General features: G+C 36.2%; 11 protein-coding genes. 9 read left to right on the plus strand and 2 right to left on the minus strand.

The genetic code is table 11. The annotated features are described in order from the left end of the window. Positions 1–497: 497 nt before the first annotated feature. Positions 498–1,892: a TrkH family potassium uptake protein gene (locus tag GGR08_RS03810; RefSeq protein ID WP_183194065.1), complete on the minus strand. Its 1,395-nt coding sequence runs from the start codon at positions 1,890–1,892 to the stop codon at positions 498–500. A gap of 310 nt (positions 1,893–2,202) precedes the next feature. Here GGR08_RS03810 and trxB point away from each other — a divergent pair, with 310 nt between their 5' ends. From trxB to GGR08_RS08215, 4 genes are all read left to right on the plus strand, one after another. Next, entirely contained in the window at positions 2,203–3,159 is a 957-nt protein-coding gene (trxB, locus tag GGR08_RS03815) for a thioredoxin-disulfide reductase (RefSeq protein WP_183194066.1), read from the plus strand. 42 nt (positions 3,160–3,201) lie between these two features. Beyond that, positions 3,202–4,107: a LysR substrate-binding domain-containing protein gene (locus tag GGR08_RS03820; RefSeq protein ID WP_183194067.1), complete on the plus strand. Its 906-nt coding sequence runs from the start codon at positions 3,202–3,204 to the stop codon at positions 4,105–4,107. A 1,005-nt stretch (positions 4,108–5,112) separates the two neighbouring features. Continuing rightward, positions 5,113–5,322 carry a DNA adenine methylase gene (locus tag GGR08_RS08210; RefSeq protein ID WP_246350114.1) on the plus strand — a complete coding sequence of 70 codons (210 nt, stop codon included), beginning with the start codon at positions 5,113–5,115 and terminating at the stop codon, positions 5,320–5,322. Between the two features lie 93 nt (positions 5,323–5,415). Then, positions 5,416–5,640 (plus strand): DNA adenine methylase, encoded by a 225-nt coding sequence (locus GGR08_RS08215; protein WP_246350116.1) that lies wholly within the window; start codon positions 5,416–5,418, stop codon positions 5,638–5,640. A 1,202-nt stretch (positions 5,641–6,842) separates the two neighbouring features. Here the strand turns inward: GGR08_RS08215 and GGR08_RS03830 are convergent. Next, complete coding sequence (locus tag GGR08_RS03830; protein ID WP_183194068.1) at positions 6,843–7,610, minus strand: molybdopterin-synthase adenylyltransferase MoeB; 768 nt, start codon at positions 7,608–7,610, stop codon at positions 6,843–6,845. 87 nt (positions 7,611–7,697) lie between these two features. Here GGR08_RS03830 and gshB point away from each other — a divergent pair, with 87 nt between their 5' ends. The 5 genes from gshB to pstB all read left to right on the plus strand — a co-directional run bounded on the left by gshB (position 7,698) and on the right by pstB (position 13,463). Next, positions 7,698–8,636: a glutathione synthase gene (gene gshB / locus GGR08_RS03835; RefSeq protein ID WP_183194069.1), complete on the plus strand. Its 939-nt coding sequence runs from the start codon at positions 7,698–7,700 to the stop codon at positions 8,634–8,636. A gap of 143 nt (positions 8,637–8,779) precedes the next feature. Beyond that, entirely contained in the window at positions 8,780–9,826 is a 1,047-nt protein-coding gene (locus GGR08_RS03840) for a PstS family phosphate ABC transporter substrate-binding protein (RefSeq protein WP_183194070.1), read from the plus strand. 76 nt (positions 9,827–9,902) lie between these two features. Then, entirely contained in the window at positions 9,903–11,363 is a 1,461-nt protein-coding gene (gene pstC, locus GGR08_RS03845; protein WP_183194071.1) for a phosphate ABC transporter permease subunit PstC, read from the plus strand. Beyond that, entirely contained in the window at positions 11,360–12,652 is a 1,293-nt protein-coding gene (gene pstA / locus GGR08_RS03850) for a phosphate ABC transporter permease PstA (RefSeq protein ID WP_183194072.1), read from the plus strand. The genes pstC and pstA overlap by 4 nt, the downstream gene beginning before the upstream one ends. Before the next feature lie 52 nt (positions 12,653–12,704). Further along, positions 12,705–13,463 (plus strand): phosphate ABC transporter ATP-binding protein PstB, encoded by a 759-nt coding sequence (gene pstB, locus GGR08_RS03855; protein WP_183194073.1) that lies wholly within the window; start codon positions 12,705–12,707, stop codon positions 13,461–13,463. The last annotated feature ends 4 nt before the right edge of the window (positions 13,464–13,467 follow it).

Here is a 13,467-nt window from a genome sequence, read left to right on the forward strand (position 1 = left end):
AAAAGCAGGAAAATAATATGATTGTATTTTATTTTGTGGTGTTGATTTGCACCCTATTGTTTAAGTAAAAATGATGAGGATTAATCAGATTTTATACTTTCGATGGGGGGCCCGAAATGAATGGATGAGTATGATGAAATATTTTTTAATAAGCTTATGGATTCATAATATAATGGTGTTCTATTTTTTATAAGGATGGAACTCTATTAAAGAGAAAAAATATTTTATCAGTAAATATTCATATTTTTTAGAAATTATTCGTAAAAAACTATATTTTATGGGTCTATTTTTATTTGATAAAGAAGATCAATAAAGTAAAGTGTTATCGATGTTATGGATGTGAAAGCTCTTGGTTCTTCATTGGGGTTGCCAATTGTGTAATCGTTGATACGATGATTTATTTGAAATTTTAGAATCTTTAGTCAATTGAGTGAAGATTGAATCTTATTGATGGATATTATTCATATTTTTTTCTTGGTAGAATAAAGTGCTATGTATTAAAATTGTTCACGCCAGAAAGCAGGAATAAAAAGTACAAATATTGTTATGATTTCAAGACGTCCAGCTAGCATCAAAAAACTCAAAATCCATAAGGCGTTATCGTTGATTGTAGAGAAATTACCCGCGGGGCCAATAATATCTCCAAATCCTGGACCAACATTGGAAAGAGCGGTTAAGACCCCCGTAAAAGCAGAGGTAAAGTCAAGACCGGTTGTGAGTAAAAGTGCAGTACCTATAATAAGGCAGAACATATAAAGGCATACAAAAAATAAAACAGCTTGGGCGACATCATTTGATATATTTGAGTGATCATAGCGAGCTTTTACAACGACATTAGGAGAAAGAAGTTTTTCTATATTTGTTTGTGTAATACGCCAGAGAATAATAAGGCGATTGATTTTCATGCCACCGGAAGTGGAACCAGCACATCCCCCCGTAAAAGAAACAATAAAAAAAATTCCAAACGCAAACGGTCCCCAAAGTTGATAATCTTCAGCACTGTAACCCGTGGTACTAATAATGGAGGAAAGGTGAAAAATGGCATCAAGAAACACTAAGTGGAAAGCACGATGATCGTGAAATCTTAGCCATGCTGCTAAAGCAAAACTGAAAAGGAACACAATATGGAGAAAAACAATCACTTGTGGATCAAGGAAGCGTTTGGAGTGGCCAGGAAGTACTAATTTAACATAAAGTACGAATGGTAAGGCGGAAAGCAACATAAAAATTGTTGAGATAATTAAGATGGCTGGTGTATCAGAAAAGTAGCCAATAGAAGCGTCGTGAGTCGAAAAACCAGCAGTTGCTACTGTACTCATTGCATGATTTATGGCATCAAATAAATTCATGCCCGCAGCAAAATAAGAAAGCATACAAGCCAATGTGAGTCCAATATAAGCTATGATAATTCCATTAGCAATTTGGTTGATGCGAGGCAATATTTTTTCAGATTTATCAGATGATTCCATATGAAAAAGACGAACTCCACCCACGCGTAATGAAGGTAAAAGCAAGAGGGCTAGACCGATAAAACCAATGCCTCCAATCCAGCATATGATAGAACGCCATAACAAAATACTTCGCGACAAATTATCAAGATCAGAAAGGACTGTGGAACCAGTTGTTGTAATTCCAGAGACGGATTCAAAGATGGCTTCTGCTAAAGAAATCGATAGAGGTGAAAGATAAAGGGGTAAGGCGCCTACGATACTTCCTGTAAGCCAGAGACAAACAGTGAGCATAAAGCCAAGTCGTGCTGAAAAACGACACGTTGCTCCCTTAGTCGCTAAAAGAATCAGCGTTGCTAATATGGTAGTTACAGCACAAGAATAGAGAAAGCTTATCCAATTACGGTTATTATTGTGCAAATCCACAAAAATTGGTAAAAGCATCGCTCCTCCCATGATTAACGCAAAACGTGCACAGACATTGATAATAAATTGAAAAATGATGGTTTCCTATCTCTGATCTCTTTTTATTATGGTTTTGTGCTTATAAGAATTTACGTTTTCCTCTTTATAGGATAAAGATTAGCTTCTACATTAAGCAAGCTTTGATGAATTAGGAATCAAACCCTTTCAGGAAATTCAAAAGAAGTCTATATACAACATAATTTAGGCTGTTGAAAAATGTTTTTTTAAAAGATTGTATTTTGTTATAATTTTATAAAATGATTAAGTTATAAAAAGTGAAGGGGATTTAATGGTCCAATCGCATATTCGCCTGCTTATTATTGGTTCAGGTCCAGCTGGTTATACAGCGGCGATCTATGCAGCAAGAGCAATGCTCAAGCCGGTTTTAGTAACGGGTTTGCAGCAGGGGGGGCAATTGATAATTACAACTGATGTCGAAAATTATCCAGGTTTTGCTGATCCTATTCAAGGGGCGTGGTTAATGGAACAGATGGCAAAACAAGCTGAGAATATGGGGACAAAAATTGTCTATGATACGATTACAAAGGCTGATTTATTGAAGTATCCTTTTGCTTTATATGGGGATTCAGGAACACAATATTTTTGCGATGCACTGATTATTGCAACAGGAGCTCAAGCACGCTGGCTTGGTTTGGAAAGTGAACAGATCTTTATGGGCGGTGGTGTTTCTGCTTGTGCTACATGTGATGGCTTTTTTTACCGGGATAAAGATGTTATTGTTGTAGGAGGGGGAAATACGGCCGTTGAAGAAGCACTTTATTTATCTCATGTGGCAAAGAGTGTAAGCGTGGTACACCGGCGGGAACAGTTTCGAGCAGAGAAAATTTTGCAAGATAGGTTACTGGCTCGTAATAATGTACGTGTTCTTTGGAATCATGTAATTGAAGAAATTGTGGGGCTGCCAGCTCAGGGGGCAAAGGGAGCTCTTGTAACAGGGGCACGTTTAAAAAATGTTAAAACAGGTCATGAAATGAAAGTGAATGCAGAGGGCATATTTATTGCTATTGGTCATGATCCTTCTGTTTCTTTGTTTGAAGGACAATTGAAACAAAAACGAGGCGGCTATTTATGGACAGCACCAGATTCAACAGCAACAAGTATTGCTGGGGTTTTTGCGGCAGGAGATGTAGCAGATGAAACTTTCCGTCAAGCTGTAACAGCTGCTGGAAGAGGATGTATGGCAGCGTTGGAAGCAGAACGGTTTTTAGATAGACTTAAGCGTTAATAACTTATTGAGAACATAAAGAAATTATAGGTAGAATTAATTGTGGCGCCACCGCTGGATTGGGATAAGTTAAGGGTTTTTCATGCTGCAGCAGAAGCGGGATCTTTTACGCATGCTGCTCAAAAACTTCGTTTATCTCAATCAGCAGTTTCACGACAGGTTTCGGCTTTAGAGCAAGAGGTGGGGGTAGCCTTATTTCAACGTCATGCGCGTGGTTTGATTCTTACAGAACAGGGAGAAACTCTTTATCGTACAGCTCATGATGTTTTGATGAAGTTGGAAAGTGTACGTTTGCAATTAAGTGAAAGCTATGCAAAACCAACGGGACATTTGCGTGTAACCTCGACCTTCGGAATGGGAGCAGGGTGGATTGCAGAGCGTATGCCAGAATTTCTTAGCCTTTATCCTGATATGCAGGTTCAGCTTTTGCTTTCCGATGAAGAGCTTGATTTGACAATGTGTCATGCAGATTGTGCTGTTCGTTTACATCAACCCCAACAACCTGATCTTATACAAAGAAAATTATTTACAATTCATATGCATGTTTATGCTTCGGAAAAGTATATCGCAAACTGTGGAAAACCAAAAAAATTGTCTGAGCTTGATAACCATCGTATTATTTCGTTTGGTGAACCTGTACCACCTTATTTATCTGGTTTAAATTGGTTAGAAAAGGCCGGTAGAAGTGATGGATCATTGCGTGTTTCAGTTTTACAAATCAACAATATTATCTCAATCAAGAATGCACTTATGCGTGATCTCGGTATTGCTGTGTTGCCCGATTATATCGTTAATAATGATGAGCGATTGGTGCGTCTTTTCCCTGATATGGTTGATATTCCTTCTTTTGATACTTTTTTTTGTTATCCTTGTAATTTAAAGAATTTGGCAAAGCTAAATGCCTTTCGAGATTATATTTTTTTAAAAGCCCGTCAGTGGCATTTTTAAGGTTACGGTCTTAATTTATAAGAAATAATTAATTGTTTTGTAACTTGAATAAGAAACTCCTATAATATTTTTTCATTTTAAATGTTCTTATGTTGAAAATCAATTCAAACTATTCGTTGCACCTTACGAGTAGAAGGAGTCCGTATGGATTAAATACTGTTGCAGAAAGGAATAAAATGTTTTTTATGAATACTCTCAAATGTGAAGGTTGTCACAATATTGAAAACGAAACAATTGTATAAGAATGGAGCTTCCAGATTTATCTTTAATTAAAGAGAGTAGTATACGATTGAGGGAAATTAAAAGCTATGTGTTTATTGCATAGCAGGTACGCTTAAGTTTTTATTGTGCTGCTTCTTATAAAATGACATAGAATGTCATCTCTTGATTATGTTGCCTCCCATTGCATTTTCTTGAGTGTTCCCTTACGAAGATCTGTCGGATTAATTTTATCTCTGAGGATTTTCCAGATTTGCCGGGCATTCGTCCGGCTTTTTTTTGATTATGAAAGGGAATCTAAACGCTGCAGTATATGGGAAGGTAATAAGGAAAAAATTAGAATTTATAAATATCCAAGAATTTCTTTTAAGTATACTAAATTTTAATGAGGGTTTGAGAAAAATTTATTTTGTTGTGTCAGAAAACGCTGACATTAGGGGAGGGGATATAAGGTATATAATTTTATACATGAAGTACTTTTTATTAGAGTGTGAGGTACATATCTAGGGCAGAGGTTCCTAAAACCTATGAAGTGATCAAGTAGTGAGTAGGTAGAACCATTAAGCGAGATTGGGCTGTTCATCTAGTGACAGGCGATAGATTTTTCTTCATTTTAGGGTGAAGAGGAAGTCGAGAAATAAAAAGGGTTTAGTTTAATTATAAGAATGATTGTATTTAAAAGTACTAGATCTTTTTTGAGTTATAAGGAGAATGCAAATTTATCAATTTGCGCGCTTCTTTAAGCGATATTTCTCAGTATGTTAAAATTTGTTCACAATGATATCCGTGAATAAAAGACCAGCGAAATATTTGATTATTAATGATCTGAATGGAGAGATCACAAACCTGTCTCAATGTGTTCAAAATGACTTTGATGATTTAGCCAAACGATTGGAGTGGTTTGTTTGTTCACGACAGTTGTTTTTTGAACTTGCGGAGATTGACCCAGAAAGCTTCTCGAAGGTTGAAAGAGCATCTCGCTTTTTATTTCTCTAACATTGTGTTTTGTTTGGGAGGAAAGATTATGTCTCTTTTAGTTTTGGAAGAAAGAGACAGGCAAGGTTTAGTCCGGATAAGCTGTTATCAAGGATGAAACGTGTTAGGGAAAAATTGCTTGATAGAACGATCTTAAATTTATCGTGGGAAGGGGTTGTTGATTTTTTTGATGTACTCTATAGTTTATTTTATTTAGATCTGCCTTATTTTGTAAAGAAGCAATATTATAGTTCAGGGAATTTTGTTGAAGCTGATTTTATCAGTATGGCAAAAGTTCTTAAGGACATTTTAAGGGAAGTTTGTTTTAAGCCTGAATGATTGTGATACAGTTCGAGAGATCTTTAAGAATTTTGATTTTTTAGAAGTTGAGATCCTTTGGATAGCAGGTAGGGCAAAAAAATATTCCGAAAAGAACTTTTGATTTGTAATAATGAAGGGGCATGTTAAAAATACTATTCCCTTAATTTATTTACGCATCCCTCATAGTGAAAAATATATAAATACAGTAAGTTATTTGTACATAAAATTACCTGTTATCCGTGAATGGTATAAGATCTATAGGGTTCCATCACATTATTCCAGTTCTTGATATTGCGTAGCTTTATGCTATTTCCACCTATGGGTTGCAAATAGTTTTGATTGATTTAATATAAAGGGAGTGAAATGAGAAAATTTTACAGTATTTATGGCGCTAATTTATATAATATGAAGTAATAAATCAGTATATTCTTGTGATGAGAAAAGAATAATTATTGAAAATGGCTTAACAAAGCAAGAGTTCTAAAATTTCCAATACTCCTATCATAAAGCAAGTATTGGCTATAAGGAATAATTTATTTAAAAAGATGAGAATACACTTAATTTTGTATTTTGTTAGAAAATAAAAAATTATGTTCGGTTTTTAGTTAAAAAAAATTACAGGGAACAAAAGGATTATGTAATGCTGTTAAGGTATAGATATTATAATTTGTGTTGGTTAAATACCTGAGATTATAGAGAGAAATCTCAGAAGTAACATTGGAATTTACACTTATACGAATGTTGTTTTCTAAGGTGCGATCATTTTTAATGATATTGATATTCGCAATTTTACTTTTAAGAAAATATGTTCTTGATGGAGTGATATTCTGATTGTTTTTTAAGCTCTTTCATTTCACTTATTTCACATGTTTTTATGAGTAGAATTATTTCTGAATGATTGTCAATCTATAAGCTACAGTTTTTTTGTTTTTGAGTGCAATAATGGTGTGATTGAAGCTCTACGTGAAGTTGTTCTTGTCGTTTCTATGCGCCATTATTGTCCCATATCTTTTTTAGAAATAGAGGAAATGGATTGCTCTTATAGAAGAGTTTTTTACAAAAGGGAGATGCCATATTTGCGATAAGATTATTAGCGTTCATTGCATGTAGAGTTCCAATGACGTTAAGAAAATATCGATGAATTCAATTTCAGAACATGCTAGCAGAATGTAAAAGAATAGAAGGGGGAATAATCATGCTTTTCTATGCTCTTTAAGTAGCTACGGTATTTTGGGAGAATTGTGCCGTTTATAGATAATAATATTAAATTGCGCTAATAATCCATTATAAAGGAGAATTTTTCCCACTAATGGGTCTCCGATGTTTGTGATCATTTTAATAGCTTCCATTGCTTGTAGGGTTCCAATAACGCCAGGTAAAGCGCCGACGATACCAATTTCAGCACATGTTGGAATAGTATTAGGAGCAGGAGGGGTGGGAAATAAATCGCGATAGTGAGGGTTGTTATCTTTATAAGGCATAAGGACAGTTAAGGAGCCATTAAAACGTTCTACAGCACCACTTATTAAAGGTTTTTTGCATTGGGCAGCATGATCAGCAAGAAGATAGCGTGTAGTAAAATTATCGCTTCCATCAATAATGATGTGGTAGGCATTTAGCAGTTTATCTACATTACTTTTATCTAACCGTAGGTTATGTTTTTCAACCACAACATGGGGATTTAATGCTTTTATAGTGATTTCAGCACTGTCTGTTTTGCTTTGGTTGATTGTATTCGTCTTGTGAATAACTTGGCGTTGTAAATTGGAAGGTGAAACGGTGTCGTTATCGACAACTCCAAGAGTTCCAACACCTGCAGCTGCTAAATAGGTTAAGACAGGAGAACCAAGACCCCCTGCGCCCACAACAAGAACGCGCGCTTTTTTTAGCTTTTTTTGTCCTATCCCACCAATTTCAGGTAAAATGATATGGCGTGTATAGCGTTCTATTTCTTCGTTGCTTAATTTTGGATCTGTTTCTTGTGTCATGAGTTTTCTCTTGTCATAGTTTTTTTATTGTTTACTAAGTTTACAGTATATAGGCCAGTCTGCTTTTAAGATAGGGAGGATTTATTTATGAAAATTGCTATTCAGATGGATCATATTTCAACAGTTCGGATACAAAGTGATACGACCTTTGCACTTGCTTTAGCGGCACAAGAGCGTGGACACTCTCTCTTCCATTATACACCAGATCGTTTATCTCTGTGCTATGGTTGTGTGGTTGCACGACTAGAGCCATTGATTGTAAACGATGAAGAGGGAAACCACTATCATTTAGGAAAGGCTGTTCGCACAGAATTAACAGATATGGATGTCGTTCTTTTAAGACAAGATCCTCCTTTTGATCTCAATTATATAACAACGACTTATTTGTTAGAACGTATTCATCCTAAAACACTTATTGTGAATGATCCGGTATGGGTACGCAACAGTCCAGAAAAAATTTTTGTTACTGAATTTTCTGATTTGATGCCAGAAACATTAATTACCAAAGATATTGAAGAAATTACAGCTTTTAGAGAGACATTTGGCGATATTATTGTTAAACCACTTTATGGGAATGGGGGGGCTGGTGTTTTTTATTTAAAACAAGATGATCGCAATTTAGCATCTCTTCTGGAAATGTTTGCAAAAGTTTATCAAGAACCTTTTATTGTTCAGCGTTATTTAGAGGCAGTACAAAAAGGAGATAAGCGGATTATTTTGCTTGATGGTTTACCTATTGGGGCCATTAACCGAATTCCAACAAAAACAGATATACGCTCTAACATGCATGTTGGAGGTCGCGCAGAAAATGTTGAATTAACAAAACGTGATTATGAGATTTGTGAACGCATTGGTCCAGCTTTAAAGGATCGTGGTCTTCTTTTTGTGGGGATTGATGTGATTGGAAAATATGTAACAGAAATTAATGTGACATCTCCTACGGGACTTCATGAAATTAAACGCTTTACCGGTACAGATATTGCACATTTATTTTGGGACGTTATTGAATTCAAACGTTCAAATTAAATTATTTGATGGATGATCAAAACATGGTTTTGTTAAAAATAAGCTATGTCGTTTTTTATATTTGTTATATTGCACATGTGAATTAGAATGACTGTCTGATATAAATATAAGGGGTTTTGTCCTCAATTTTAAGGAGTTTATAGATGAGCAGAGTATTATCAATTGGAACAAGATTGGTTTTTGCGTTATTGCTGTCAGCAAATGTAGGCAATGCGCGTGATCAAATACAGATTATTGGTTCATCTACAGTTTTACCTTATCAAAAGATTGTTGCTGAGACATTTGGAGAGATTTATCCTCAGTTTAAGATTCCTGTTATCGAATCAGGTGGAACAGGAACTGGTATTAAGGAATTTTGCCGTGGTATTGGAGAGAATACCGTTGATATTGTTAACGCTTCGCGAGCAATGAAATCTAGTGAATTACAGTATTGTTTTGATGCTGGTGTAAAAGATATTGAGGAAATACGCATTGGGTATGATGGTATTATTTTTGCGACAGATATTAAAGGTCCTGATTGGAAGTTGCAGCCGGTAGATGTTTATAAAGCTCTTGCTGCTCGAGTTATCATAGATGGAAAATTGCAGCCTAATAATGTTTCAAAATGGAATGCAGTTAATAGTGTTTTTCCTGATTGGCCGATAGCAGTGTATATTCCTGGAGAAAAACATGGGACGCGTGAAGTTTTTGAAGAAAAATTACTTGCTGTAGGCTGTAAAGAGAGTGGTGCAGTTGAGACGATGAAGTCTTTAGGGATGAACGATGAGGAGATATATGCTGCTTGTATTGCGGTCCGTAAGGATGGAAAAGCGGTTGATATTGATGGTGATTATTCTGAAACATTTGCGCGTCTAACCTCTAATAAAACAGGAGTTGGTATTTTTGGTTTGTCTTTTTATCAAAATAATGCTGATAGGCTCAAGGTTGCCGAGATTAATGGTTTTACACCAACAATTGAGGCGATTTCTAGTGGTCAATATCCAGTTTCTCGTCCACTTTTTTTCTATATTAAGAAAGCACATTTAGGTCTTGTTCAAGGTTTGCGCGAGTATGTTGATTTTTTTCTTTCTGATCAGATGATTGGTCCGGAGGGTCCTTTGGCTGAATATGGTTTGATTGTTATTTCTGAAAAGGAGCGTCAAGCACAGCGTTCTGATTTTTCTGCTGGTCGAGTAATGATGTTGAAATAAATTGCTGGGAGTAATTTGTTGGATTTCCACAGTAGAGAGTTTCGGTGTTATTTTTTTATGAAAACTGAAAGATAAAATGCGTATTTCCTTCATTATTTTTCTGTTATTGATTTTTGGGTTTTGTGGCTTTTGCATTTCTTATATGCGAGCACGCACGCTTGAATATAGACAACACAAAATGCATTCTCGTGCGTATTATTATGGTTGGTGGACATTTTTGGTTACTGTTATTCCAGCTTTTATTTTTTTATTTTTTTGGACTGTTGGGAGTACAATTTATTTAGAATATAATGCTTTTCAAGAGCTTGGGGTGTATAGTGCGCACCTAACAGAACCTGTAAATCATGATCTACTTTGGGAAACTCTTCGAAGTCTCGTTAAAATGATTCGTTGTTTTGAAGGGGATCTTTCGACTGCTTCATATAAGAAAGTGCAGGCCCAATTACTCGCGAAGGGATTTATTTTGCCCCATGAAGCATCGGATGATGTTTTCAGAATAGCACAGTCATGGGTATTTTCTTCTGAAAAGCTTCAGTTTATTGGTCATGTTTTTCTTTTTGCTATTGCATCCTTTGGTTTTATCTGTGGCATGATGCAAATTGCTCCTCATCAGCGTGCGCGTAATAAGGTTGAATCTTTGATTATTATTGGCTTGATTTGTGCTTCTATCGTTGCAGTTTTGACAACAATAGCCATTGCACTTTCTATGTTTTTTCAGACAATAAGCTTTTTTCAGTCTGTATCTTTTTCAAATTTCTTTTTAGGAACGGTTTGGGATCCACGTTTTTCTGCGAGTGGTTCAAGCAATGAAGTGGGACAATTTGGTTTAATACCGCTCCTTGCTGGTACACTTTATATTGCATTTGTCGCTATGCTTTTTGCTGTACCTATAGGATTATTTTCAGCTCTTTATATGGCTGAATATGCTTCTACGCGATTGCGTGCAATTGTGAAGCCATTGCTAGAAGTTCTTGCTGGCATCCCAACTATTGTTTATGGTTTTTTTGCTTTGAAGGTTGTCGGACCATTTTTATGTGATCTTTCTGCTTCTCTTTCAGATGGAGGTAGTTTTATTATGGCACAAAGTGTTTTGACTGCTGGAGTTGTGATGGGAATTATGTTGATTCCTTTTGTTTCTTCTTTATCGGATGATGTTATTATAGCTGTTCCACGCATTTTACGTGAAGGTTCTTATGGTTTAGGAGCAACGCAATCTGAAACAATTAAGAAAGTGGTTATACCAGCAGCGCTTCCAGGAATTATTGGGGCAATTTTGTTAACGGCATCACGAGCCATTGGAGAAACAATGATTGTGGTTTTGGCGGCAGGTGTTGCTGCAAATTTAACACTCAATCCTTTTGAGGCAATGACTACAATGACTGTTAAGATTGTTAATCAATTGACTGGTGATTTTGAGTTCAACTCTCCACAAACTTTGGTGGCTTTTGCCTTGGGGATGACACTCTTTGTTATGACACTTTTGATGAATATTCTGGCTCTTTATATTGTGCGTAAATATCGGGAAACATATGAATGAATGAGAAAATTCTTTTTCCTCATCGCAATATTCGTCTCAGGCGTCGATATTGGGCTGAACGTCGCTTTCGAGCCTATGGTTTGATAGCTATTTTTATTGGTTTATTTTTTTTATTTGCACTTTTATGGTCTATCATTAGTCAAGGTTATACAGCTTTTTTTCAAAGTCGAATAACGTTATCGATTTATTTAGATGAAAAAATCATTGATCCAAACGGTCAACGTGAAACGAATCCACAGGTTCTCGTAACAGCGAATTATCCGATTCTTGTACGCAATGCTTTGGCAAAGAAACTTGATATCGATCAAAATGATCGAGCCTCTCTACGAGATATTAACCGTATGTTTTCAAATGGTGTACGTGTTCAAATTCGTAAAATGGTAACAGAGAATCCAAAACTGATTGGCACAATGCAAACAATTAAAGTTTTGGCATCTGCGGATATCGATTCTGCTTATAAGGGAAAGATTGATTTGCGTGTAGCAGAAAAAAACCGTAAAATTTCTAATCGACAAGTAGAATGGATAAAACGTTTAGCACATGATGGTACGCTTTATAAAACATTTAATGTTGGTTTTTTTACGTTTGGTGCTTCAAGTCGTCCTGAGATTGCAGGATTAGGTGTTGCGATAATCGGTTCCCTTTATATGATAGGCATTGTTTTATTGGTTTCACTTCCGCTAGGCATAGCAACGGCTCTTTATCTGGAAGAATATGCACGCAAAAATAAATTTGCAGATTTTATTGAAATTAATATAAATAACCTTGCAGCTGTTCCTTCGATTGTATTTGGTCTTTTAGGTCTTGCAGTTTTTATTAATTTTTGGGGATTACCACGTTCTGCTTCTTTTGTTGGTGGTCTTGTTTTAGCGCTCATGACGCTCCCTACGGTTATTATTGCAACGCGTTCTGCTTTGCGTGCTGTTCCTCTCTCTATTCGTGCCGCTGCTTTAGGGTTGGGGGCATCAAAGACACAAATGATTTTTCATCATGTTGTTCCTTTAGCAGCGCCTGGTATTTTAACAGGAACAATTATTGGAGTAGCTCAGGCTTTGGGTGAAACTGCACCTTTGCTTTTGATTGGCATGGTTGCTTTTGTTGTTGATATTCCTACAACCCCCATGGATCCAGCAACAGCTTTGCCTGTTCAAATTTTTATGTGGGCGGGTGAAGCAGAACGCGCTTTCGTGGAAAAAACGTCAGGGGCTATTATTGTATTAATGGTTTTTCTTACAATCATGAATATTTCTGCGGTTTTTTTACGTCGGCGATTTGAACGTCGCCAGTAATTTTAATAAAATAACAACTTTGATAAGATTTTTGTAAGGTGGTTTTTTTATAATGAAGATTAAAATGCGTGGTCAGGATGTCAAGGTTTCTTATGGAGACAAAGAAGCACTCCATGGTATTACACTTGATATTCCTGAACATCAAGTAACAGCTTTGATTGGTCCATCAGGATGTGGGAAGTCGACTTTTTTGCGTTGTTTTAATCGTATGAATGATACGATTGAAGACGCTAAAGTAACGGGTTTTATTACCTTAGATGGTGAGAATATTTATGACCAGGGGATTGATGTTGTAGAATTGCGCGCTCGTGTTGGAATGGTTTTTCAAAAGCCTAGTCCTTTTCCAAAATCTATATTTGATAATGTTGCGTATGGTCCACGCATTCATGGTTTAGTTAAAACGCGCTCTGAATTGCATGATGTTGTTGAAAAGAGTCTGAGACAGGCTGGTTTATTTGAAGAAGTCAAAGACCGTCTTCATGATCTTGGCACAAGTTTATCAGGAGGACAACAACAGCGTTTGTGTATTGCGCGTGCCATTGCAGTGAATCCTGAAGTTATTTTGATGGATGAGCCTTGTTCAGCTCTTGATCCTATTGCGACGGCACGGATTGAAGAACTTATTGATGCATTACGGCAAAATTATACAATTGTTATTGTAACACATTCCATGCAACAGGCCGCACGTGTTTCTCAATATACGGCTATGTTTCATTTAGGGTATTTGGTGGAAGTTGGTGAGACTGAAATGATCTTCACTTCACCAAAAGAACAACGAACGCAAGATTATATTACGGGGCGTTTTGGATAGGTGA

The organism is Bartonella fuyuanensis (assembly GCF_014197255.1).
Lineage (GTDB): Bacteria > Pseudomonadota > Alphaproteobacteria > Rhizobiales > Rhizobiaceae > Bartonella > Bartonella fuyuanensis.

Bases quoted from the DNA above. Each gene is read 5' to 3' on its own strand.
- GGR08_RS08215 (WP_246350116.1), top strand. From the start codon at position 5,416: ATGAAACGTGTTAGGGAAAAATTGCTTGATAGAACGATCTTAAATTTA.
- pstA (WP_183194072.1), top strand. From the start codon at position 11,360: ATGAATGAGAAAATTCTTTTTCCTCATCGCAATATTCGTCTCAGGCGT.
- pstB (WP_183194073.1), top strand. From the start codon at position 12,705: ATGAAGATTAAAATGCGTGGTCAGGATGTCAAGGTTTCTTATGGAGAC.
- trxB (WP_183194066.1), top strand. From the start codon at position 2,203: ATGGTCCAATCGCATATTCGCCTGCTTATTATTGGTTCAGGTCCAGCT.
- pstC (WP_183194071.1), top strand. From the start codon at position 9,903: ATGCGTATTTCCTTCATTATTTTTCTGTTATTGATTTTTGGGTTTTGT.
- GGR08_RS03840 (WP_183194070.1), top strand. From the start codon at position 8,780: ATGAGCAGAGTATTATCAATTGGAACAAGATTGGTTTTTGCGTTATTG.
- gshB (WP_183194069.1), top strand. From the start codon at position 7,698: ATGAAAATTGCTATTCAGATGGATCATATTTCAACAGTTCGGATACAA.
- GGR08_RS03830 (WP_183194068.1), bottom strand. From the start codon at position 7,610: ATGACACAAGAAACAGATCCAAAATTAAGCAACGAAGAAATAGAACGC.
- GGR08_RS03810 (WP_183194065.1), bottom strand. From the start codon at position 1,892: ATGCTTTTACCAATTTTTGTGGATTTGCACAATAATAACCGTAATTGG.